Origin of the sequence: Mycobacterium simulans, from assembly GCF_900232995.1 — a bacterium.
GTDB lineage: Bacteria > Actinomycetota > Actinomycetes > Mycobacteriales > Mycobacteriaceae > Mycobacterium > Mycobacterium simulans.
On record NZ_OCVX01000003.1, the window covers coordinates 2,800,370 to 2,823,480 of the forward strand.

At 64.4% G+C, this 23,111-nt stretch carries 15 protein-coding genes; 9 read left to right on the forward strand and 6 right to left on the reverse strand.

The window, feature by feature from the left end; all coding sequences use genetic code 11:
• Positions 1-140 precede the first annotated feature (140 nt).
• From pks2 to MSIMFI_RS13545, 3 genes are all read left to right on the forward strand, one after another.
• Positions 141-6,413: a sulfolipid-1 biosynthesis phthioceranic/hydroxyphthioceranic acid synthase gene (gene pks2 / locus MSIMFI_RS13535; protein WP_318187407.1), complete on the forward strand. Its 6,273-nt coding sequence runs from the start codon at positions 141-143 to the stop codon at positions 6,411-6,413.
• Positions 6,414-6,428: 15 nt separating this feature from the next.
• Positions 6,429-7,844 carry a condensation domain-containing protein gene (locus MSIMFI_RS13540; protein WP_191497581.1) on the forward strand — a complete coding sequence of 472 codons (1,416 nt, stop codon included), beginning with the start codon at positions 6,429-6,431 and terminating at the stop codon, positions 7,842-7,844.
• Between the two features lie 102 nt (positions 7,845-7,946).
• Positions 7,947-10,904 (forward strand): MMPL/RND family transporter, encoded by a 2,958-nt coding sequence (locus tag MSIMFI_RS13545; protein ID WP_263597416.1) that lies wholly within the window; start codon positions 7,947-7,949, stop codon positions 10,902-10,904.
• Here MSIMFI_RS13545 and MSIMFI_RS13550 read toward each other — a convergent pair.
• The 5 genes from MSIMFI_RS13550 to stf0 all read right to left on the reverse strand — a co-directional run bounded on the left by MSIMFI_RS13550 (position 10,901) and on the right by stf0 (position 17,492).
• The gene (locus MSIMFI_RS13550; RefSeq protein ID WP_191497582.1) at positions 10,901-11,983 is read right to left on the reverse strand and encodes a PE-PPE domain-containing protein; all 1,083 of its coding nucleotides are present in this window, start codon (positions 11,981-11,983) and stop codon (positions 10,901-10,903) included. The genes MSIMFI_RS13545 and MSIMFI_RS13550 overlap by 4 nt on opposite strands.
• A gap of 41 nt (positions 11,984-12,024) precedes the next feature.
• On the reverse strand, positions 12,025-13,761 hold the full coding sequence (gene fadD21, locus MSIMFI_RS13555; RefSeq protein WP_191497583.1) for a fatty-acid--AMP ligase FAAL21/FadD21: 1,737 nt from the start codon (positions 13,759-13,761) through the stop codon (positions 12,025-12,027).
• 52 nt (positions 13,762-13,813) lie between these two features.
• Positions 13,814-15,697 carry an adenylyl-sulfate kinase gene (gene cysC, locus MSIMFI_RS13560; protein ID WP_396819948.1) on the reverse strand — a complete coding sequence of 628 codons (1,884 nt, stop codon included), beginning with the start codon at positions 15,695-15,697 and terminating at the stop codon, positions 13,814-13,816.
• A gap of 8 nt (positions 15,698-15,705) precedes the next feature.
• Positions 15,706-16,620, reverse strand: coding sequence for a sulfate adenylyltransferase subunit CysD (gene cysD, locus MSIMFI_RS13565; protein WP_191497585.1), 915 nt, complete (start codon positions 16,618-16,620; stop codon positions 15,706-15,708).
• Between the two features lie 68 nt (positions 16,621-16,688).
• Positions 16,689-17,492, reverse strand: a complete 804-nt coding sequence (stf0, locus tag MSIMFI_RS13570) for a trehalose 2-sulfotransferase (RefSeq protein ID WP_191497586.1) — start codon at positions 17,490-17,492, stop codon at positions 16,689-16,691.
• Between the two features lie 488 nt (positions 17,493-17,980).
• On the opposite strand from stf0, the gene MSIMFI_RS13575 reads away from it, so the two are divergent.
• Complete coding sequence (locus tag MSIMFI_RS13575; RefSeq protein ID WP_191497587.1) at positions 17,981-18,331, forward strand: hypothetical protein; 351 nt, start codon at positions 17,981-17,983, stop codon at positions 18,329-18,331.
• Positions 18,332-18,347: 16 nt separating this feature from the next.
• On the opposite strand, the gene MSIMFI_RS13580 is transcribed toward MSIMFI_RS13575, so the two are convergent.
• Positions 18,348-18,626 carry a hypothetical protein gene (locus tag MSIMFI_RS13580; protein ID WP_191497588.1) on the reverse strand — a complete coding sequence of 93 codons (279 nt, stop codon included), beginning with the start codon at positions 18,624-18,626 and terminating at the stop codon, positions 18,348-18,350.
• Positions 18,627-19,031: 405 nt separating this feature from the next.
• Between MSIMFI_RS13580 and MSIMFI_RS28945 the strand changes: the two genes are divergently transcribed.
• From MSIMFI_RS28945 to MSIMFI_RS13605, 5 genes are all read left to right on the forward strand, one after another.
• A complete protein-coding gene (locus tag MSIMFI_RS28945) occupies positions 19,032-19,160 on the forward strand; it encodes a hypothetical protein (protein ID WP_263597371.1) in 129 nt (42 codons plus the stop codon).
• Positions 19,161-19,169: 9 nt separating this feature from the next.
• Complete coding sequence (locus MSIMFI_RS13590) at positions 19,170-20,669, forward strand: serine hydrolase domain-containing protein (protein WP_191497589.1); 1,500 nt, start codon at positions 19,170-19,172, stop codon at positions 20,667-20,669.
• 238 nt (positions 20,670-20,907) lie between these two features.
• Entirely contained in the window at positions 20,908-21,819 is a 912-nt protein-coding gene (locus MSIMFI_RS13595) for a class I SAM-dependent methyltransferase (RefSeq protein WP_191497590.1), read from the forward strand.
• A gap of 183 nt (positions 21,820-22,002) precedes the next feature.
• Positions 22,003-22,173, forward strand: a complete 171-nt coding sequence (locus tag MSIMFI_RS13600) for a hypothetical protein (RefSeq protein WP_191497591.1) — start codon at positions 22,003-22,005, stop codon at positions 22,171-22,173.
• 11 nt (positions 22,174-22,184) lie between these two features.
• Positions 22,185-23,111, forward strand: coding sequence for a class I SAM-dependent methyltransferase (locus MSIMFI_RS13605; RefSeq protein ID WP_224770182.1), 927 nt, complete (start codon positions 22,185-22,187; stop codon positions 23,109-23,111).

Consider the following 23,111-nt stretch of genomic DNA (forward strand, 5'->3'; position numbering starts at 1 on the left):
CACGCATGCATTGGGAAATGCATGGGAATGCATGGGGACGCGTAGGGGATTAAGTGGCCGCGTGCGCCCGGGGGCCCTACGTGCATTCGTGTCGGCATGGTTTGCCCAGCACCGTTGGGCGTGTACAGGGGGACTACATGGTGCGTGCTGCGACCGCCACATCCGTTGCCATCATCGGTATGGCTTGCCGGCTTCCTGGGGGGATTGATTCTCCACAATGCTTGTGGGAAGCCTTGTTACGCGGCGATGACTTCGTGGGTGAGATTCCGGTGGAGCGGTGGGACGCGGACGCGTACTACGACCCCGAACCCGGTGTTCCCGGCCGATCGATTTCACGTTGGGGTGCGTTTCTAGATGACGTGGGGGGCTTTGACTGCGACTTCTTCGGTATGACCGAGCGTGAGGCGACCGCCATTGACCCGCAACACCGCTTGTTGCTGGAAACGTCGTGGGATGCCATTGAGCACGCCGGTCTTGACCCGGTGGCACTTGCTCGCTCGCAGACCGGCGTTTTCGTGGGACTGACGCACGGCGACTACGAATTGCTGTCCGCCGATTGTGGCGCCGCCGAGGGACCATACGGATTTACCGGCACCAGCAACAGTTTCGCGTCCGGTCGTGTGTCGCATGCGTTGGGGTTGCATGGTCCCGCGGTCACTGTGGACACGGCATGTTCGTCGGGTCTGATGGCGGTGCACCAGGCCTGCCGCAGCCTGAACGACGGCGAAAGCGACCTCGCCCTTGCCGGTGGCGTCGCCGTCACGTTGGAACCACGCAAGGCCATTTCGGGCTCCCTGCAAGGCATGTTGTCTCCCACCGGGCGTTGTCATGCCTTCGATGCTGCGGCAGACGGTTTCGTGTCGGGCGAGGGTTGTGTGGTGTTGTTGCTGAAACGGTTGCCGGATGCGGTGCGCGACGGTGACCGGGTGTTGGCGGTCGTTCGGGGTACGGCTGCCAACCAGGATGGCCGCACCGTGAATATCGCGGCGCCGTCGCTGCAGGCACAGATTGCGGTGTATCGCAAGGCGTTAGCTGTAGCCGGCGTCGACGCGGCCACGGTGGGGATGGTCGAAGCGCACGGCACCGGCACCGCGGTGGGCGATCCGGTCGAATATGCAAGCCTTGCCGCAGTGTACGGGGTCCAGGGTGCGTGTGTGCTGGCCTCGGTGAAGACGAACTTCGGTCACCTGCAGTCGGCGTCGGGGCCATTGGGGCTGATGAAGGCGATCCTGGCGTTGCAGCACGGCGTGGTTCCGCAGAACCTGCACTTCACCGAGCTGCCGGAGCAGTTGGCCGAGATCAACACCGAACTATTTGTCCCACAAGCGAATACGACTTGGCCCAGCAACGATGGTCAGCCACGGCGCGCCGCGGTGTCGTCGTATGGCATGTCGGGCACCAACGTGCACGCCATCGTCGAGCAAGCACCAGTACAGGCATCGAAATCGTCGGCTCCGAAAGCGGCTGGGCCGCTGTTGTTTCCGGTGTCGGCGACGTCGGCCCAGCAACTTCGCATATCGGCTGCGCGATTGGCTGATTGGGTTGACTCGCAAGGCGGTGGTGCCCGGATCTGGGATCTGGGTTACACCCTGACTCGTCGCCGCGCACACCGGCCGGTGCGGACAATGGTCACCGCAGGGAGCGTGGCTGAGCTGAGCGCGGCCCTGCGCGACGTCGCCGGCGGCGACATTCCGTATCGGCCCGCCGTGGGCCAAGACGTTCGGGGGCCGGTGTGGGTGTTTTCCGGACAGGGTTCGCAGTGGCCTGCGATGGGTGCCCAACTGCTGGCAACAGAGCCGGTATTCGCCGCAACCGTCGCCGCGATGGAGCCGGTGATTTCCCATGAAGCAGGGTTCTCGGTGACCGCGGCGATGTCGGCGCCGCAGACCGTGAGCGGCATCGATCGGGTCCAGCCGACGATCTTTGCGATGCAGGTCGCGTTGGCCGCGGCGATGGCGTCTTACGGGGTGCGCCCTGGCGCGGTGATCGGGCATTCGCTGGGTGAGGCCGCCGCCGCCGTGGTCGCCGGAGCCTTGTCGCTCGAGGACGGGCTGCGAGTCATTTGCCGCCGGTCACGTCTGATGGCGCGCATCGCCGGCAGCGGCGCCATGGCGTCGGTGGAACTGCCTGGCCACCAAGTGTTGTCCGAGCTCGAGATTCGCGGGGTGTCCGACGTGGTGTTGTCGGTGGTGGCGTCGCCGACCTCGACCGTCGTCGGCGGTGCCACCGCATCCGTTCGTCAGCTCGTGACCGCCTGGCAACAACAGGACGTGCTGGCGCGCGAGGTCGCGGTGGACGTCGCCTCGCATTCCCCGCAGGTCGATGCGATCCTCGACGAGCTGGTCGAGGCGCTCGCCGACCTCGCCCCAAGGACACCAGCGATCCCGTACTACTCCGCGACCCTATGGGACCCCCGCGAGCGACCGTCGTTCACCGCCGAGTACTGGGCCGAAAACCTGCGCTACACTGTGCGATTCGCGGCGGCTGTGCAGGCGGCCCTCAAAGACGGCTACCGGGTGTTTGCCGAACTGGCGCCGCATCCGCTGCTCACCTACGCCGTCGAGCAAAACGCCGCCAGCCTGGACATGCCGATCGCCGCGCTGGCCGCGATGCGCCGCGACCAACAGCAGCCCTTCGGGCTGCGCGGCTTCGTCGGCGACATATACAGCGCCGGCGCCGCGGTCGACTTCACCGCCCGGTACCCCACCGGGGTCTTAGTGGATGCGCCGCTGCCGACCTGGACGCACCGGGAGCTCATGCTGACGCGTGCGGACGGTGACCAAGCGCGCGGCGGCTCCCTCCAGGCCGTTCATCCACTGCTCGGCGCGCACGTGCACCTACATGAGGAACCCGAGCGCCACGTCTGGCAGGGCCAGGTCGGAACCGGGGCGCACCCTTGGCTTGGTGACCATCAGATTCACCAAGTGGCCGCGCTTCCCGGCGCCGCGTATTGCGAGATGGCGTTGGCCGCAGCGCGCACCGCGTTGGGTGAGGTGTCCGAGGTCCGCGATATTCGGTTCGAGCAGACGCTGCTGCTGGGTGCGGAGATGTTGGTATCGGCGGCGGCATCGGTTGCCACACCCGGCGTCCTCGAATTCGTGGTCGAGACGCATGAAGAAGGTGGGAGTGTTCGGCGGGCCAGCGCGATGCTGCATTCGGGTGAGGCCGTGCAGCGGCCGCACGCGTACGACCCCACGTACGACCCCACGTACGATATTGACGCGCTGATCGCGGAGCATCCGTCGAGCACCGACGGCGCCGAATTGCGAAAAGCCTTCGACAGCCTGGGCATTCATTACGGTCCGGCCTTCTCAGGTCTAACCGCGGCTCAAACCGCTGTAGGTGAGGTCACCACGGTGCTGGCCAAGGTGGCGCTGCCGGGAGGCATCCGCTCGCAGCAGTCGGCCTATGCAATCCATCCGGCCCTACTCGATGCATGCTTCCAGTCGGTCGTAATCCATCCGGATGTCCAAATGGCAAGCGTTGGTGGGCTGATGCTGCCCGTGGGGGTGCGCAGACTGCGCAACTATCACTCAACGCGTAATGCGCAGTATTGCCTGGTCCGGGTCACGTCGTCGCGAGCCGGCGAATGCGAGGCCGACCTCGACGTGGTTGACCGGTCCGGAACGGTACTCATGAGCGTCGAAGGACTACAGCTGGCCGCCGGGGTTTCACAGCACGAACAAGCCGATCGGGTGCTCAACGAACGGCTACTGACCATCGAATGGGAGCGGCGTGATCTGCCGGAAGTACCCCAGATCGACGGGGGCTCCTGGCTGCTGCTGAGCGCTTCCGAAACTGATCCGCTGACAAGACAACTCGGTGATGCGTTGAACGACGTCGGCCTGCACAGCAGGACCGCGGCTCTCGGTGCCGTAGAGCTGCATTCGCTGCATGGGCCGGTCAACGGGCTCACCGGGGTGGTTGTCGTGACCGCGCCGCCGACATCGGCAGCGGTACGCCGGGGCCGCGACTACGTGTCTCAGCTGGTCGGCGTCGCCCGCGAGCTGGCCGAGCTGCCCGGCGAGCCGCCTCGGCTTTTCGTGGTGACCAGAAACGCCGCGACCGTGCAAGCGGGTGATCTGGCCAACCTGGCGCAGGCCGAGCTGCGCGGTCTGCTGCGGGTGATCGACTCCGAGCATCCGCACCTGGGTGTCACCCAGATCGACCTAGACGACGGCGCCGACCCCGCGCAGGTGGCTCGGCAACTGCAAAGCGGGTCCGAGGAGGACGAAACCGCCTGGCGCAACGGCGAGTGGCACACCGCCCGCCTGCGGCCGGCTCCGTTGCGCCCGGTCGAACGGCGAACCACGACTGTCGAACCCGAACACGATGGCATGCGCCTGCAGATCCGTGTCCCCGGCGACCTCGAGTCGTTGGAGTTCGTCGCGTTCGACCGGGGCGCACCTGGACCGGGCGAGATCGAGGTCGCGGTCACCGCGTCCAGCGTCAACTTCGCCGATGCTCTCGTCGCCTTCGGTCGATATCCCACCTTCGAGGGCTACCGACAGCAGCTGGGCATCGATTTTGCCGGTGTGGTGACCGCGGTCGGTCCGGATGTGACCGAGCACAAGGTCGGCGACGAGGTTGGTGGCATGTCCGCCAACGGATGCTGGAGCACGTTCGTCATCTGCGACTCCCGGCTGGCGGTCACGCTTCCCGCCCAGGTGCCGATCTCTGAAGCCGCCGCGGTGCCTACCGCTTCCGCGACCGCGTGGTACGGCCTGCACGATTTGGCTCGAATCTCGCCGAAGGACAAGGTGCTCATCCACTCGGGGACGGGTGGTGTCGGGCAGGCGGCGATCGCGATCGCCCGAGCCGAGGGATGCGAGATCTTCGCAACGGCGGGCAGCCCGCAGCGCCGGCAACTGCTGCGCGACATGGGTATCCAGCATGTCTACGACTCACGCAGCACCGACTTCGCCGAACAGATCCGCGGGGACACCGGTGGGTACGGCGTCGACGTGGTGCTCAACTCGCTGCCCGGCGCGGCGCAGCGCGCAGGAATCGAATTGCTGGCCTTCGGCGGGCGGTTCATCGAAATCGGCAAACGCGACATCTACGGCGATACCCGGCTCGGTCTCTTTCCGTTCCGCCGCAACCTCTCGATGCACGCGGTGGACCTGGCATTGTTGACGCACAGCCACCCCGATACCGTCCGGCGTCTGCTGACCACCGTGTACCAGCGCACGGCGGAGGGTGGGTTACCGCTGCCGCAGACCACGCACTATCGGATGCACGACGCCGCAGCCGCGGTGCGGTTGGTCGGCGGCGCTAGGCACACCGGAAAGGTGGTGCTCGACGTGCCGCACACGGGAAGCGGCGTGGCCGTGTTGCCCCCGGAGCAGGTTCCGGTGTTTCGGCCCGACGGTGCCTATATCGTCACCGGCGGGCTGGGCGGCCTTGGGCTGTTTCTCGCCGGAGAGATGGCTGCGGCAGGCTGCGGACGAATCGTGCTGAATTCCCGCTCGACACCCGATGTCCAAGCGCAGCAAGCCATTGCGCGGCTGCGCGCCGACGGCGCCGATATCCAGGTGGAGTGCGGTGACATCGGTCAGCCCGAAACGGCGGGCCTTCTGGTTTCGATAGCAACCGAATCCGGGTTGCCGGTGCGCGGTGTGCTGCACGCGGCGGCGGTGGTCGAGGACGCTACGTTGACCAACATCACCGATGAACTCATCGATCGCTGCTGGGCGCCGAAAGTGGATGGGGCATGGAACATTTACCGAGCCACCGTTGGGCAGCCGTTGGATTGGTTCTGCGTGTTCTCATCGGCCGCCGCGTTGGTCGGCTCGCCGGGTCAGGGCGCCTACGCGGCGGCCAACAGCTGGTTGGACGGGTTCGCCCACTGGCTGCGGCAGCAGGGCCGTCCAGGTAGTGCCATTGCGTGGGGAGCGTGGGCCGAGGTTGGTCGCGCCACCGCACTGGCCGAAGGCACCGGGGTGGCGATCACGCCGGCCGAGGGCGCTCGGGCGTTCCAGACGCTGCTCCGTTACGACCGTGCCTACTGCGGCTACGCACCGATCATGGGAACACCGTGGTTGACGGCGTTTGCGCAACGTAGCCGCTTCGCCGAAGCGTTTCAGTCCCTTCGCGAAAATCGAACGGACACCGGCAAGTTCCTCGCGGAGCTGAGCAGCCTGCCGCGGGAGGAATGGCCTCGCGCCATTCGACGGCTGTTATCCGACCAGATCAGCCTGATGCTGCGGCGCACCATCGATCCGGACCGGCCATTGTCCGACTATGGTCTGGATTCCTTGGGCAACTTGGAATTGCGGACCCGCATTGAAACCGAAACGGGTGTCCGCATCAGCCCCACCAAGATCACCACGGTCCGTGGTTTGGCCGAGCACGTATGCGAAGAGCTGGCAACTCTGGAACCTGCCGCAGCTGCAGCAGCTGCCGCAGTCTGAGTCAAGGGGGAAACGTTGCAGGTTGGGCCGTTGACCGTTGGAACACTGCGGGATTGGGAACCCGGCACGGGTTTGACCGTGTCGTGGCAGCCATCTCCGGCCGCGCGTGACAAGGCGTTGCAGGCACCCGTGAGCGATGTGCCCGTCAGCTACATGCAGGGACAACATATTCGCGGTTATTGCAACCAGAAGGAGAAAGGACTCGACTACTCGCGGTTGATGCTGGTCAGTTGCCAAAAACCCGGCCGCTGCGACATCCGTGCGGCCAATTACGTCGTCAACGCACACCTTCGCCGGCACGACACATACCGCAGCTGGTTCGAATACAGCGGTGATGGCCAGATCGTGCGACGCACTGTCCAGGATCCCGCCGACATCGAATTCGTGCCCGTCCGGCATGGCGTGCTTACGTCGACGCAAGTTCGAGAGGTTGTCGAGAGCACGCCGGATCCGCTGCAGTGGGATTGCTTTCGATTCGGGATCGTCCAAGGCGAAGACCACTTCACGTTCTTCGCGAGTGTGGACCACGTCCATGTGGACGCGATGATCGTCGGTGTCACGCTGATGGAGTTCCACTTGATGTACGCCGCCCTGGTGGGCGGTGGTGCGCCGCTGGAGCTGCCGCAAGCAGGCAGCTACGACGAGTTCTGCGTCCGGCAGCGCAGTTTCACCGCAACTCTCACGCAGGAATCCCCACAGGTTCGCGTTTGGAAAGAGTTCGCCGAAGGTAACGGCGGCAGCCTGCCGCAATTCCCACTGCCGCTGGGTGATCCGTTGCAGCCCTGCGGCGCCGACATCGTCACCGTGACCATGCTGGACGCGGCGCAGACGGCCCGGTTCGAGTCCGCTTGTATTGCTGCCGGAGCGCGATACATCGGTGGTGTGCTGGCCTGCTGCGGTCTGGCTGAGCACGAGTTGACCGGTGCAGCAACGTATTACGGACTCACACCGCGTGACACACGCCGAACAACGACGGACGCTTTGACCCAGGGCTGGTTCACCGGCCTGATCCCGGTCACCGTACCGATCGCTGAGTCGGCCTTCGATGAGGCGGCCCGCACCGCGCAGAACGCCTTCGATTCGGGTGTGAACCTGGCTGAGGTGCCGTATGGCCGCGTCCTGGAATTGGCGTCGACGCTGGACAAGCCTAGACCGAATTTCCCCGTCATCAACTTCCTCGACGCCGGTACAGCACCGCTCTCGGTGCTGCTGACCGCGGAATTGGGCGGGTTGAACATCGGGGTCTACGGCGACGGCCGGTATTCATACCAGTTGTCCATCTACGTCATCCGAGTCGAGGAGCAGACCGCGGTCACCGTGATGTTCCCCGACAACCCGGTCGCCCAGGAATCGGTCGCCCGCTATGTGGCGGCGCTGAAGTCGGTGTTCGAGCGTGTCGCCGAGAGCGGGCACTGGCGCAATGTCGCGTGATTCGCGGGAGGTGAGGCCATCTTCGGACGGCTAGGCGAATTCGTCGCGCGGCGGCCATGGGTTGTCATCGGCTGCTGGGTGGCGCTGGCGCTGCTGCTGCCGATGACGGTGCCGCCGCTGACGGAGATGGCTCAGCGGCATCCCGTCGCCATCCTGCCCGCCGACGCGCCGTCGGCCGCCGCCGCGCGCAAGATCACCACGGCGTTCCACGAGGCGGGATCGGAAAACGTGTTGGTGGTACTCCTGACCAACGACAAGGGGTTGGGGCCGGCCGACGAAAACGTCTATCGCACACTGGTGGATCGTTTGCGCGGCGACACCGAAGACGTCGTCATGCTGCAGGACTTCCTCAGCACGCCGCCGTTGCGCGAAGTGCTGGGGGCCAAGGACGGCAAGGCGTGGATCCTGCCGATCGGCCTAGCGGGCGAGCTGGGGACGCCGCAGTCCTACCGCGCCTACACAAACGTCGCCGATATTGTGAAGCGAACCGTCGCCGGATCAACCTTGACGGCCAACGTAACTGGACCCGCGTCCACCGTCGCTGACCTGACCGACGCCGGGGCGCGCGATCGCGCGTCGATCGAGCTGGCGATCGCCGTGATGTTGCTGGTCATCCTGATTGTCATCTACCGCAACCCGATCACCATGCTGTTGCCCCTGGTCACGATTGGCGCATCGTTGCTCACCGCGCAAGCGGTGGTCTCTGGAGTCTCCCTGTTCAGCGGCATGGCCGTGTCCAACCAGACCATCGTGCTCATCAGCGCCATGATCGCCGGGGCGGGAACCGATTACGCCGTCTTCTTGATCAGCCGTTATCACGATTACGTCAGGCGCGGTGACGATTCACGAACGGCGGTCAAGGCGGCACTGATCTCCGTCGGCAAGGTGATTGCCGCGTCGGCGGCGACGGTCGGAATCGCCTTCCTTGGAATGGGATCCGCCAAGCTCGGCGTGTTCTCAACGGTCGGCCCGGCATTGGCGATCGGGATCGCGGTGTCGTTCCTGGCCGCCGTGACGCTGCTGCCGGCCATCCTGATGCTGGCCGGGCCGCGCGGCTGGGTCGCCCCGCGCGGCGAGCGCACCGCCGCATTCTGGCGGCGGACCGGCGTGCGAATAGTACGGCGGCCCAAAGCTTATCTGGGTGCTAGCCTGGCGATCTTGCTTGCGTTGGCCGGCTGCGCGGCCCTGGCCCACTTCAATTACGACGACCGCAAGCAACTGCGGGCTACCGCCGAGAGCTCGGTCGGGTACGCCGCGCTGGAACGCCATTTTTCAGTGAATCAGACGATTCCGGAGTACTTGTTAATCCAGTCTCCGCACGACTTGCGCACACCGCAGGCGCTGGCCGACCTGGAGCAGATGGCGCAACGGGTGAGCCAGATCCCGGGCATAGCCGCGGTCCGCGGCGTGACGCGGCCGACGGGAGAATCGCTCGAACAGGCCAGAGCCACCTATCAAGCGGGCCAGGTCGGCCAGCAGCTGGGCGGGGCGTCACACCTGATCAGCGAGCGCACGGGTGACCTCAACCGACTGGCCTCGGGTGCAGACCTGTTGGCCGACAACCTCGGTGACGTCCGAACACAGGTCAGTCGGGCCGTCGCGGGCGTCCGTGGTCTGGTCGATGCTCTCGCCTATGTCCAGAACCAATTTGGTGGCGGCAAGACATTCGGCGAAATCGACACTGCCGCCAGACTTGTCACCAGCATCCGTGGGCTGGGTGACGTCTTGCAAGTGAACTTCGCCGGTATCGCCAACAGCTTCGACTGGGTCGATGCCGTTGTCGCGGCGTTGGATACCAGCGTGGTCTGTGACACCAACCCCGTGTGCGGTACCGCTCGCGTTCAGTTCCACAAGCTGCAGGCCGCGCGTGAGGACGGAACGCTCGATAAGATCTCCGATCTGGCTCGTCAGTTGCAGTCGACTCAGTCATTGCAAACCGTGTCGTCGATGGTGAGCGGACTGGACCGATCGCTGGAATCCGTGGCCGGATCGCTGAAGTCACTGGGACTGGACAATCCGAACGCGGTCCGAACCCGGTTGATCACCATGCAAACCGGCGCCAACGATCTCGCCAGCGCCAGTCGTCAGATCGCCGACGGTGTGCAGCTGCTGGTCGACCAGACCAAGCGGATGGGTGTGGGGCTATCCCAGGCGTCGGGATTTCTGATGGCAATGGGCAACGACGCCGCGCAGCCGTCCATGGCCGGATTCAATGTGCCGCCCCAGGTGCTCAACACCAAGGACTTCAAGAAGGTGGCGCAATCCTTCATCTCGCCGGATGGGCATTCGGTGCGGTACTTCATCCAGACCGACCTCAACCCGTTCAGCGCCGAGGCTATGGATCAGGTCGGCACGATCATCGACACCGCCCAAGGCGCACAGCCGAACACGTCGCTGGCCGATGCTTCGATATCCCTCGCGGGGTATCCGGTCACGCTGCGTGACACCCGCGACTACTACGACCGCGACATGCTGCTCATCGTCGCGGTGACCATCGTCGTCGTGCTGTTGATCCTGATGTCGCTGCTGCGAGCGATCGTTGCGCCGCTGTACCTCGTCGGCTCGGTGATTATCTCGTATCTGTCGGCGGTTGGGCTCGGTGTGTTGATGTTTCAGGTGCTAATGGGTCAGCATTTGCATTGGAGTGTGCCGGGATTGGCGTTCGTCGTGTTGGTCGCCGTGGGCGCCGACTACAACATGTTGCTGGCGTCGCGACTGCGTGACGAGTCGTCAGCGGGCTCGCGCTCCAGCGTCATCCGCACTGTGGGTTCCACCGGCGGAGTCATCACGGCGGCGGGCCTGATTTTCGCGGCCTCGATGGCCGGCCTGCTGTTCTCCAGCATCGGGACCGTCGTCCAGGGTGGCTTCGTCATCGGAATCGGCATTCTGGTAGACACTTTCGTGGTGCGCACCATTACGGTGCCCGCCATCGCGGCTTTGCTCGGACGAGTCAGTTGGTGGCCCACACCGCGAGGCCGTCTGGGCCAGCGGCTCCCGCCGGCCGAACCCGACAGGAAGAAAACCGTTTTCGAAGCTGTGGCCGACGGATCCGAGCGCTAACCGTTGACGCCGATGATGCCGCGAACCGTGGCGAAGGCGTTTTCGATGGAGTCGCGAGTTATCGGATCCAGAATGGCCACCGGGTCCATGCCGCGCACCGGATCCACCGAAACGGGGCGGGTGAACGGATTGTCGTTACGTGAATAGCCCGCATCGATTTGCGGCTGCAGCATCGCATCGATGGCATCCACCTCGGCGTCAGACATGCCCAGGTAGCGTAGCGGCATTGTCAACGGAAGATGGTTCACCGGAATAAGATACGTCGTCGTGGGAGCGCCTCGTGAGTTGACGGTGGTTCTGATGTTCTGCGGAGGAACGTCACCAGGGCCGGTGAACGCGGCCGGGGTGTGCACGATCGCAGAGGCGACGAACGCGTTGGCGTCGGCCAGCAGATTGTCGGGCCGGTCGGGGAAGTCGGCGAGACCGTCGTAGGTGGCGACGATCTTGTTGGTGTCGTACTGGCTTTCCACCGGTTGGGGCATCGTGTAGTCGATCACCGGGATATAGCTTCCGGGTGGGAAGATGCCCGAGAGGAAGCTCGCCCCGAACGCGTGAGTTCCCATTGGGTCACCGATTGTGGTGAACTGCAATCGATCTGGTGGTGGTGCCGTTGGGTCATTGGCGAGCCGCACCTGTTCCTGGTCGAGGGCGAGGGTGCCTTGGGACAAGCCGACGGCTGCGGCCGGCTGGGTCGCGTGACGAATAGCCGTGTCCAGGCTATTGGTCGCTTGTCGCGCGGCCTCGCCGATGGTCACCCGGTCTCGGGTTCCCGACAAGAACATGGTCGGGACCCAGCTGAAGGGGGCTCCAGCGGGGTAGTCGATCAGGTCGCGCTTGGCGTTCGGAAAGTAGCCGGAGCCCGCCCGGTTCGTGTAGTCGCGCCAGGGGATCCCCGGCGCTCTCGCACCGCCGAGCGCGTAGACGACCTTGGCGTTCGCGGCATCGCCGACCGGGGATGGCGTCGGAGGTTGCCAGGGGGCCCATGGCGACCCTGGATCGGCGGTCGCGACGCCTGGTCCGAATCCAGCGGCCCACCCCGCGAGCCATGCCGCGAAAGCACATGCGAGAAGTCGTTTCATTATGTTTTCCCCCACAACTTTTCAGCGTTCAGGCTACACACTCAGGCGTCCAGCCTGGTGAACTGCTGGTGTCGGTACTGCTCCACACAAGCGGCCCGTCTGACCTTGCCGCTCGTCGTGGTGGGGATCGACCCCGGTGGCACCAGGACGAGGTCTGCGACCTTCAGACCGTGCGACTCGGATATCGCCGCCGTGACGTCGGTCTTGACGACGCGGAGCTTGTGCATCTTTTCCTCGTCGGTATCACCGCGCTTCTTGAGTTCGATGATCGCGACCAACTTCTCCGTGTGATCCGCCGGGACCGATATCGCCGCGACCCGACCACCGGTGATTTCCTGGACCGTCGACTCGATGTCCTCGGGATAATGGTTGCGCCCGTACACGATCAGCAGGTCCTTCATCCGGCCCACCACAAATAGCTCCTGCTCGGAGACGAATCCGAGGTCTCCGGTCCGCAGCCAGGGTCCTTCGGGTGTACCCGGCGAAGGGGCGACCAGCATTGCGCCGAAGGTGCGCTTCGTCTCATCCGGCTTCCGCCAATAGCCGTCGGCGACGTTGTCGCCATGAACCCAAATTTCACCGATCGTTCCCGCTGGACACTCGACGCCGGTGTCGGGATCCACGATCCGCACGATCGGTGATCCCGGCATGCCGTAACTCAGCAGCGGTGTGCCGGTTTCCGGTGCGCACCGGTTTGCGCTGCCCGCCGATAGTTTGTCGGATTCGAAGTACACGACTTCAGGCGAACCACTCGAATTGCGGCTGGCTACATAAACAGTCGCCTCAGCCAGGCCGTACGAGGGGCGCATCATACGATCGCGCAAATTGTACGGAGCAAATCGATCGCAGAACCGGTTCAGCGTGGCCGGGTGGATTCGTTCGCTGCCGCTAATGATGCCCAGTACGCCACGGAGGTCGAGGCCGGCCATGTCCGCGTCCGATGTTCGTTTTGCGGCTAGTTCGAACGCGAAATTCGGTGCCGCAGACCATGAATAAGTCTGGTGGGCAAGCGATTGCATCCACCGTGCCGGACGTTGCAGGAACGCCACCGGACTCGTGAGCTCACTGCGGTAGCCGCCCAGGATCGGCGCGATCACACCGAGAATCAAGCCCATGTCGTGGTAGAACGGCAGCCACGACACGATGCTGGCATCGCGCGGCGGCACGCCATCGAACTCCACGAAATACGCTGACATCAGCTGCCGAAAATTCGCGTGCAGATTCCGATGCGAGATCATGACGCCGGCCGGAAGTCGGGTCGAACCGGACGTGTACTGCAAGTACGCAGTGTTCGGCAAATCTTCGGTCCACGGATTCGGTGAATTCCCGTCCAAATCAAGAGAATCGATTTCGACGATCGCCGGAATGGCGTCCGTGTTCGTCTGGCGAATGAACTCGCCGACGTTTTCGGCGACCGCGGCCGTGGTCAGGATCACCGATGGTGATGTATCGGCGAGTACGGCAGTCACCCGTTCGTCGTGTGAACCAATCTGTGGGACTGACAATGGAACTGCGATCATCCCGGCCTGCATAGCGCCCAGGAAACCCGCGATATACGCAAGGCCTTGTGGAGCCAGAATCACGGCTCTGTCTCCGAGTCGGCCATGTCGACGGATCTCGTGCGCAACGTTGCGGCTCCGCCGATACGCCTGTGACCACGTCAAACTTTCGGCGACGCCGGCCCAATCCAGTTCGTAATCGAGATATGTGTATGCGATTTCGTCGGGTTGCAGACCGGCACGTTCCCGCAACAAGGAGACGACAGAAGAAGTGGGCATAACGGCCACGTTACCGCCGCGCCGTCGACCGAGTTCCTGCGGCGAATCCGCCTCAACGTCCCGGCAATCGAGGGCTGCGCTCGTTGAGCAGCGCAATGACCTGCGCGGCCAGGTCGTCGATGTCGGCGTCGGTGGTGTCGAGCACCAGGTCCGGGTTCTCGGGCGGCTCGTAGGGGGCATCCACACCGGTAAGCCCCTTGAGACTGCCACTGCGCGCCCGCGCGTACAGGCCTTTGGGGTCGCGCCGTTCGCATTCTTGCACCGAAGTGGAGACGTATACCTCGATGAAGGGCAGCTTGGCGGCGTCGTTGAGCGCGCGCGCGATCTCGCGGTCCGACTTGAGCGGTGACACCAGGGACGCCAGTGCGACCACGCCGGCATCGCCGAGCAGCCGGGTCAAATGCCCTACCCGTCTGATGTTTTCGGTGCGGTCACCGGGGGAGAAGCCCAGGTCGTCGGATAAGCCGTGCCGCAGGTTGTCACCGTCGAGCAGGTAGGCCACCCGCCCCGATTCGACCAGTGCGCGTTCCACGGCGACGGCGATTGTCGACTTGCCGGACGCGGGCAGGCCGGTGAACCAGATTGTCGCGCCTGGTTGTCCGGTGGCTTGCCAGCGATACTTCCGGTCCAGCGCTGACGGGTGCCAACGGATGTCGGTCCGCGGATGCGTACCCGGCTTGACTTCGCGCGCTTCGAGGATGGTGCCGGCGCCGACGGTGTCGTTGCTGGTTTCGTCGATCAGGATGAATGCGCCGCTGTCGCGATTGTCGGCGTAGTTGTCGGCGACGACGACCGAGCTGGTTCGCAGCGTCACCGTGCCAATGTCGTTGAGCGCCAATTCGACTGGGCTATCGAGCTCGTCGAGCGTTTCCGGGTCGAGCCGCGTGTGCAGTTCTTGTACGGTGGTCCGCACGGTCTTGGTCGTTTGTTTGAGTGCCAGCCGGTCTCCGCCTCGTAGCGGGGTGTCGGAGAACCAGCACACCGTCGCGTCGAGCTCGCGGGCCAGCATCGGCAGGGTTGCCCCTTCAGCCCCACTGACCAGCACGTCGCCGCGACCCACGTCGATATCGTCGGTCAGCTCGATGGACACTGAGAGCGGTGCGACGGCTGTCGTGCGGTCGTCGTCGAGGGTGTCCAGCGCGGCCACGGTCGACCGGGTACCGGCGGGCAGTGATACCACTGGATCACCGATGCTGAGCGTTCCTGCCGCCAGTCGTCCGGTATAACGACGGCGCACGTTTGCGGTCGGGCGCGACACCCACTGCACGGGCAGCCTCAGGCGCGACGCCTCAGCCTGCGGCGCGGCGAGCTCGATGCTTTCCAGGTACTCGAGCAGGGTCGGGCCGCTGTACCATGGGGTGCGCTCGGATCTGTGCACGACGTTGTCCCCGTGTTTGGCCGCGATCGGGATCACCGTGATGTCCACGTCGCCCAGGCGTGCCGCCATCTGTTGCAGTTCGTCCGCCACCCGAGCGAATCCCGCTTGATCGAAGGCGATGAGGTCAATCTTGTTCACTGTCGCGACAAAATGCTTGACGCCCAACAGCTTTGCGATCCGCGCGTGTCTGCGAGTCTGACGCAATACCCCGGCGCGCGCGTCGACCAGCAGGATCGCTGCGTGTGCGTTGGAGGCGCCGGTGAACATGTTTCGGGTGTAGCGTTCGTGGCCCGGGGTGTCGGCAAGGATGTAGCTGCGGGATTCGGTGGAGAAAAATCGGTACGCGACATCGATGGTGATGCCCTGTTCGCGTTCGGCCCGTAAGCCATCCGACAGTGCTGCGAGGTCGGCGATGCCTTCTTCATCGGTGACGGCTTCGAGGTGGTCCAGCGGCAGGCTGTCGGTGTCGTGCAGCAGCCGTCCTATCAGGGTGCTCTTGCCGTCGTCCACCGAACCAGCGGTGGCGATGCGCAGTAGCTGACGCGTGACAGGCCTCATCAGAGTCATCAGAAGTAGCCCTCTCGCTTGCGGTCTTCCATGGCGGCCGCCGACGTGCGGTCGTCGGCGCGGGTCTCGCCTCGTTCCGATACCGTCGCCGCCGAGATCTCGGTGATGACTCGCGTGATGTCGGTGGCCGTGGAGCGCACCGCCCCGGTGATGGTCAGGTCGCCGACGGTTCGGTACCGCACCCACTCCACGGCGGACGATTCGCCGTTACGCGGCCCGGCGTAGTCCGAAACCGCCAACAGGATGCCGTCGCGTTCGAATACCTCGCGCTCGTGAGCGAAGTAGATCGACGGCAGCTCAAGCTCTTCCAGCTCGATGTAGCGCCACACGTCGAGCTCGGTCCAGTTGCTCAACGGGAACACCCGCACCTGCTCGCCCTTCTTGATCCGGCCGTTGTAGAGCGACCACGGTTCGGGGCGCTGTGCACGGGGATCCCACTGGCCGAACTCGTCGCGGAAGCTCAAAATCCGTTCCTTGGCGCGAGCGCGCTCCTCGTCGCGGCGGGCGCCCCCGAACGCGGCGTCGAAGCCGCCTTCCTCCAGCGCGTCGAGCAACGTGCGGGTCTGTGCGCGGTTGCGTGAGGCCCCGGGGCCCGGATCGGGGACTCGGCCCTTGTCGATGGAATCCTGAACCGACGCGACAATCAGCTTGTGTCCCCGGCCGGTGACCCTGCGGTCCCGAAACTCGATTACCTCGGGGAAGTTGTGTCCGGTGTCGACGTGCATCACCGGAAATGGCAGCGGTGACGGTCGAAAGGCCTTCTCCGCCAACCGAAGTAGCACGATCGAGTCCTTGCCGGCGGAAAATAGCAGCACCGGGCGCTCCAGCTCTGCGACAACCTCGCGGATGATGTGCACCGCTTCGGCTTCCAGAAGCCGCAGTTCGTCGACGCGCCGGGCGTCAGTATGGGTCATGTGCGCCGCTCCTCCTCATCGCTTCGTCCCCGCAAGCGGGAGGTGCCCCAACGCATCGTCGCCGGGGGTCATGTCGGTAACCCCTCTTTCTCCGCATCCGCCCGGTAGCGATCCACCCATTCGTCGGAGCGCTGGTCGGCCTGCCGCTGCAGCACCGGTTCGGGCGCCAGTCGCGGGTCGAGCCCCAACTCCTCAAGGATGTTGGCCACTACCTGAGTTAGGTTGCGCCACAACACCGGATAGGAAATCTCAATCGGTTTGACGTCTTCTTCCGCGAACCACGCTTGCCAGCCCTTCTCCTGGGCACGCAGCATGGTGACGACGTGGGCGATGGCCCCGGCGTGGTAGGTGGCACGCGCATCGCGGACCGGATCGGGCCTGCCGCGCCACACCCGGGTCTGTACCGCCCGCCAAACCGACCCCGCCTGTGACACCACATCGGGCCGGTGGACATGAATGAGGAGCGGATCCTCGCCGACGACGTCGCGAATCGCGGCCAGCAGGCCGTCGCCTGATCGATCCGGTAGTCCGGCCGCGCGGTTCAACAGCAGCGGCGTCTGATTCCACATCAGCTTGCCGCCCCAGACGCCGTTGGGTGTTCTACCGACGGTGCGGATGTAGTCGCGCCAGATCTCGGCCGGCGCGAGGTCCGGCTTGCCCTCGTCTAACGGGTCAAGCAGGCTCAGGATCGACTCGTCCTCGACACCAGCGAACCACTCCCGTGGCTGCGGGGACTGGCTCGTTGTCGGCAGATATTGAAAGAATTCCTGGGGCTCGCCGGCAACTCCGGTGGCGCGCAGCGACTCGACGAGCAGCGTGCTGCCACTGCGCTGGGAGGCCAGCACCAGGTATGACGACGGACGATCAGCCACCCAGGAAGCCTAACTGGTAGCAAATCCCCTGCAAGACATGCGGTTACCTTCAGCCTGAACTTAACTCTTGCGCGGGGTTCAGGTCGGCTAGCACCGGCCCAGAATGGCGGTGGTTTGTTGCGTTCGGTGACGGGTGGGCATCATTTGGCCCCGATGGGGTGAGTAGGTCGACGGAGGTTGTGGCGCTGCGGTGATGGACATATGCGCCCGTGGGCACACAAAGGGTGGGAACAGCAGCCGACTGCCGGATCGGGTGGTGTGTGCGTGTCCGCTCGGAGATGTCCAGATTGTGGCGCCCGCGGGCATTCATCTGAGATACACCCCAATCCACGGCGCGGACCAGGGCGAATGTGCGTCACAGGGGGAACAGCGACAGCACGTTGCCGACGAAGCCCACAACCAGGCCACCGAGCAGCAGACCGACCGCGACCCACCGGCGACGGTCGCTGATCGTTCTGGGCGGTGACGTAGGTCAGGAGTGCGCGGCGTTGTTTCGCGGCCGCGGGGCCGGTCTGTTCGACGGCCACGTCAGCCAGCTGATCAGCGAGCTGGGACATCGCTACGTCAAGCCCGAAGGGGCGGGGCTTGTTCGCCATCTCTGTGATTTGTCGGCGGTGTTCGGCGGCGGCTTCGTCTGCATCGGCCAGGCCCGACTTCAAGCGCCGCATATTGCCTATGCTCGTGCGCACGTCCTGGATCACCAAGTAAGCGCCCACCATTTGCAGCGCGAAACCGACTACGTAGAGGACCAGGGCTGCGACCTTCATCGTCGTCACGGTACCGACGACCACCGCCGCCGATCTGTTGCGCCGCGCCGCAGCGACGGGTTGTGTCAGTAGGCTGCGACGTCGGCGGTCAGAAGCGCGTTACGACGTCGGGGCGTCGGGCGGACCAAGGCGTACCGGCTACGCCCTCGGGGTCGGGGCCACCACGTGGAGGATCGCCGCCATCAGCCGCAACCGCAGCCGCTCCCTGACCCGCCTCGTCAAGGACGCGGCCCAGCTCACCCTGCTGGGCCAGCATGCGGCCGATGGTTTTGAGCAGATCGACCGTGGACGACTCACAGACCTGAACGACGACGATCCGTGTGTCGATCAGTGCCTCTGCAGCCCCACGGAAGCAGGTTTCGGGCAATGTGGGACGGCGGATTCAACTCAACAGCGTAGCTAGCTTTCGCCGATTTGCGATACGGCCGTCGCCGATACGCGATGTTGTCTGCGCCGATTGGCGGATACTTGCTCACCGATTCGCGATATCGTTGTGCCCGAACAAGAACATCTGCCGCCCAAGCGGTGCAACCGAATCCGGCACCAGCAGGCCCTTGGGGTCCGGCGCGTCACCACGAAGATCCAGCCGAAGCGCACCACTCCTAGGGCTTCGCGATGTCTATGTAAGTCCAGCTATATTGACAGTCATGTGGACGGTGCCGCTGAATGCCAAAGACAAGCTTTCCGGGCTAATTGACGAAGCGGATACAGCCCACGAAGCCACTCAGATCAGCCGCCACGGGCCGAGTGGCCGCGGTCATTATGTCCGCCGATGATCTCGAGTCCCTCGACGCGGGCCTGCCCGCGGTGCGGACTCGGTATCGCCGAGGAGCTCGTGCGGGACGACGCCGACTACGCCGACAACAGCGAGCAGATCCGCAGATGGTTCGGCCTGAGTTGACAGGCGGCGATGCGCCATGGTCGTGCGGCTGTCACCGAATGTGTGTGCGCGCTAGGCCAACTGCCGCACGAAAGCGCCGCCGCAGTGGTTGAAACTGGTAACTGCACAGACCTTGGCGTAGCGTTCGACGAACTCGATGCCAAGATCAACGCGGGCATGAAGGCCTATGCGATTCCAGGCGTCGCGGTTGCTATCTGGGTCGGCGGTCAAGAATACGTCAAGGGCTACGGGGTCACCAATGTCGACCATCCGTTGCCCGTCGAAGGCGACACCGTCTTCCGAATCGGTTCCACCACAAAGACTTTCACAGGAACAGCGATGATGCGGCTGGTCGAGCAGGGCAAGGTAGACCTGGATTCACCTGTGCGCCTCTACATCCCCGACTTCGCGGTGGCCGACGAGTCGGTCAGCGCCACGGTGACCGTGCGCCAACTGCTCAACCACACTGCAGGCTGGGATGGTCGCAATGGGCAGGACTTTGGGCGCGGCGATGATGCGGTGGCGCGCTACGTCAACTCAATGACACGTTTACCGCAGCTGACTCCTCCGGGAACCGCGTTCGCGTACAACAATTCAGGTCTTGTGGTGGCGGGCCGCATCATCGAGCTTGTCTCCGGAACAACCTACGAGTCTGCGATGCAGAAGCTGGTGCTTGACCCGCTGCAGCTGGCTCACACCCGCTACTTTTCCGACCAAATAATCGGTCTGAATGTGGCGGCATCGCACAAGGTGGTCGACGGCAAACCTATTGTCGATACCGACTTTTGGGCTTTCCCACGCAGCTGCAACCCCACCGGTGGGTTGATGTCCACAGTGCGAGATCAGCTGCGCTACGCACAGTTCCATCTCGGCGACGGCAGGGCGCCTAGCGGCGAGCAGATTCTGAGCTGGCAGTCGCTGGAGGCAATGCGCTCGAACCCGGGCGCAGGCGGAACGCTTTTCGTCGAGCTGACCGGGATGGGCGTGACCTGGATGCTGCGGCCCTCCGCGCAGAATGTGACCGTCGTTGAGCACGGCGGCACCTGGAAGGGGCAACGCTCTGGTTTCGTCATGGTGCCCGATCGCAACTTCGCCATGACCGTGCTCACCAACTCTGATGGCGGATTTCATATGATCAACGACCTATTCGCCTGCGGCTGGGCGTTGCACAGATTCGCCGGGGTCACCAACCTGCCTGCCACACCGCTACACCTTGGCGCCGTCGACCTGGCGCCCTACGAGGGCCGGTACATCGCCGAGCAAGTCTCCCAGGATGGCAGCCTCGAGCAAACGGTCATCGACTTCCGGGCAAGGGACGGCCAGCTCGCTGGAAGCATGGGCGCCGGCGATGCCAACCCGGATGGCCAAAATAGCGCCAAACTGGGCTTCGCCTTCTACCGACCCGACTATGGGCTCGACCTCGGACCCGACAACAAGCCCACCGGCAGTCGGTCCAACTTCGTCCGCGGACCGGACGGCAACATCGCCTGGTTCTGTAGCCAGCACGGGCGCCTGTTCCGACGCCAATAGCACAGCACCGATGAATTCAGCAGCGCAGACAGCCGAGCAAAATCGGCTTCTCTGCTGCCAGTGTTCGGTAGGGGACGAAGAGCCGATTAACGGGTCATGGGTCGGCTGTCCCGCGGTGAAATCCCCGTGGAGCAGATCGGCGGCCCGGCCAAGACTCCTGCTACCGGAGCTTGTGCTGCGGTAGCAGGAGTCTCGCACGATTCCCCTCCGATGCCACGGTTACGGCTAAGGTGGGCTGATGCCCCGCACCGACGACGACACCTGGGATCTGGCGTCTAGCGTCGGCGTCACCGCGACCATTGTTGCCGCCGGGCGCGCGATGGCCACCAAGGATTCTCGCGGTTTGATCAACGATCCGTTCGCCGAACCTCTGGTCCGTGCGGTGGGGCTGGATTTCTTCACCAAGATGATGGACGGCGAACTCGACATGTCGACGATCGCGGACGTCGCACCGACAGTGGCGCAGGCGATGGTCGATGGAAACGCGGTCCGCACGAAGTACTTTGACGACTACGTCCTCAACGCCACCGACCGAGGGATTCGGCAAGTGGTGATCCTCGCTTCCGGGTTGGACGCCCGGGCCTACCGTCTGCCGTGGCCGACCGGGACAGTGGTGTACGAGATCGACCAACCACAAGTGATGGAGTTCAAGACGACGACCATGGCCGAGCTGGGCGCCGAACCCGCCGCCACTCGGCGCGCCGTGCCCATCGACTTGCGTGCAGATTGGCTGACGGCATTGCAAGCCGCCGGGTTTGACTCGGCAGCACCGACGGCGTGGCTGGCCGAGGGGTTACTGATTTATTTAAAGCCGGAGGCCCAGGACCGGCTGTTCGACAACATCACCGCACTCAGCGCGCCCGGGAGCATGGTAGCCACCGAATTCGTTACCAGTATCGTGGATTTCGGCGCCGAGCGAGCGCGGACCATATCCAGCGTGTTCCGTGGCCATGGCGTCGACGTCGACTTGGCTTCGTTGCTTTACAGCGGCCAACGCAACCACGTCCTCGACTACCTCGGCGCCAAGGGCTGGCAGCTCGAAGGCGTGCCGCTAGCGGAACTGTTCCGGCGCAGCGGCCTCAATGTGCCCACTCCAGACGACGACGACACCATCTTCATTAGCGGCGGCTTGACCGACCAGCCGCGGTGACCGGACTTAACCTACGTCCGCTCAAATGCGCCAGGAACGCGTTCACCGCATGCCGCTCATCCCCGTCGCTGTCGGCTAATTAATTAGGGTGAATAGTTTCACTAAACACGGCGTTTGTATGCGATTCTCTGATCGTAGTTGTGCGAGATGGGATGCGTGCATCTCACGACGAAAGAACTGTCCGTGGCTGTGGACGACGACGGCGCCTGGCAGTTGTGCGGAACGGCGGAGGAAAAGGTTCGGATTGGTCAACGAATTCGTGGCGATGAGGACGTCGTGCGCATGTTGCGCCGGCCGGGCGAGCTGGCTGTGCCGGGCACCGAATCCGTCGTTGCGCGCGCCGAATGCGTCTAGAAGGGAGGATTGTGATGCGTAGAGACGACGATTGCTGGGATTTGGCCAGCCATGTCGGCGCGACCGCAACGCTGGTGGCCGCGGGCCGCGCGAGGGCTACCAATTCGGCCGATCCGTTGATCGAGGACCGCTTCGCCGAGCCGTTGGTCCGCGCGGTGGGTATCGAATTCCTTATCAGATGGGCCACCGGAGAGCTCTGCGCGTCCGAGGTCGACGAGCCCGAAGCGGCCTGGGGTCTACAGCGAATGACCATCGAGTTGGTGGCCCGCACTCGCTACTTCGATCAGTTCCTTACGGACGCCACAGCCACCGGGATTCGGCAGGCGGTGATCCTGGCGTCCGGGCTCGACGCACGCGGCTACCGACTGCCGTGGCCGCCGGGCATGACGGTGTATGAGATCGATCAGCCGGACGTGCTGAAGTTCAAGGCCGAAACGTTGGCACAGCTGGGTGCCGAACCGACGGCGAATCTGCGGATGGTGCCGGCTGACCTGCGTCACGACTGGCCGGCCGCGCTGCTGCGTAGCGGATTCGAACCGGCGTTACCGACCGCCTGGATCGCCGAAGGACTGTTCGGCTATCTTCCCCCGGAAGCCCAGGATCGCTTGCTGGACAACGTCACCGATCTCAGCGCGCCGGCAAGCCGAATGGCCATGGAGGCGTTCATGGGGTCGTCGGACCTGGACTCCGGGCGGGTCGAAGAAATCATCCGTAGTGCGACTCGCACCTGGCGTGACCATGGATTCCATCTAGACATCTGGTCGCTGAACTATTCCGGGGCCCGCAGCGAGGTTGCCGACTACCTCGACAACCACGGGTGGCGATCGGTGGGGACCACGGCCGCGCAGCTGCTGGCCGATCACGACCTGCCCCCGATGCCTGGCAATTACGTCGCGCCTTCCGACAAGCCCAGCTACTACATTTCGGTTCTTGCGTGA

Coding starts and splice junctions, on each gene's coding strand:
- MSIMFI_RS13545 (WP_263597416.1), top strand. CDS start 7,947: ATGACGGTGCCGCCGCTGACGGAGATGGCTCAGCGGCATCCCGTCGCC.
- MSIMFI_RS13550 (WP_191497582.1), bottom strand. CDS start 11,983: ATGAAACGACTTCTCGCATGTGCTTTCGCGGCATGGCTCGCGGGGTGG.
- fadD21 (WP_191497583.1), bottom strand. CDS start 13,761: ATGCCCACTTCTTCTGTCGTCTCCTTGTTGCGGGAACGTGCCGGTCTG.
- cysC (WP_396819948.1), bottom strand. CDS start 15,697: ATGAGGCCTGTCACGCGTCAGCTACTGCGCATCGCCACCGCTGGTTCG.
- cysD (WP_191497585.1), bottom strand. CDS start 16,620: ATGACCCATACTGACGCCCGGCGCGTCGACGAACTGCGGCTTCTGGAA.
- MSIMFI_RS28945 (WP_263597371.1), top strand. CDS start 19,032: ATGATCTCGAGTCCCTCGACGCGGGCCTGCCCGCGGTGCGGACTCGGT.
- MSIMFI_RS13590 (WP_191497589.1), top strand. CDS start 19,170: ATGCGCCATGGTCGTGCGGCTGTCACCGAATGTGTGTGCGCGCTAGGC.
- MSIMFI_RS13595 (WP_191497590.1), top strand. CDS start 20,908: ATGCCCCGCACCGACGACGACACCTGGGATCTGGCGTCTAGCGTCGGC.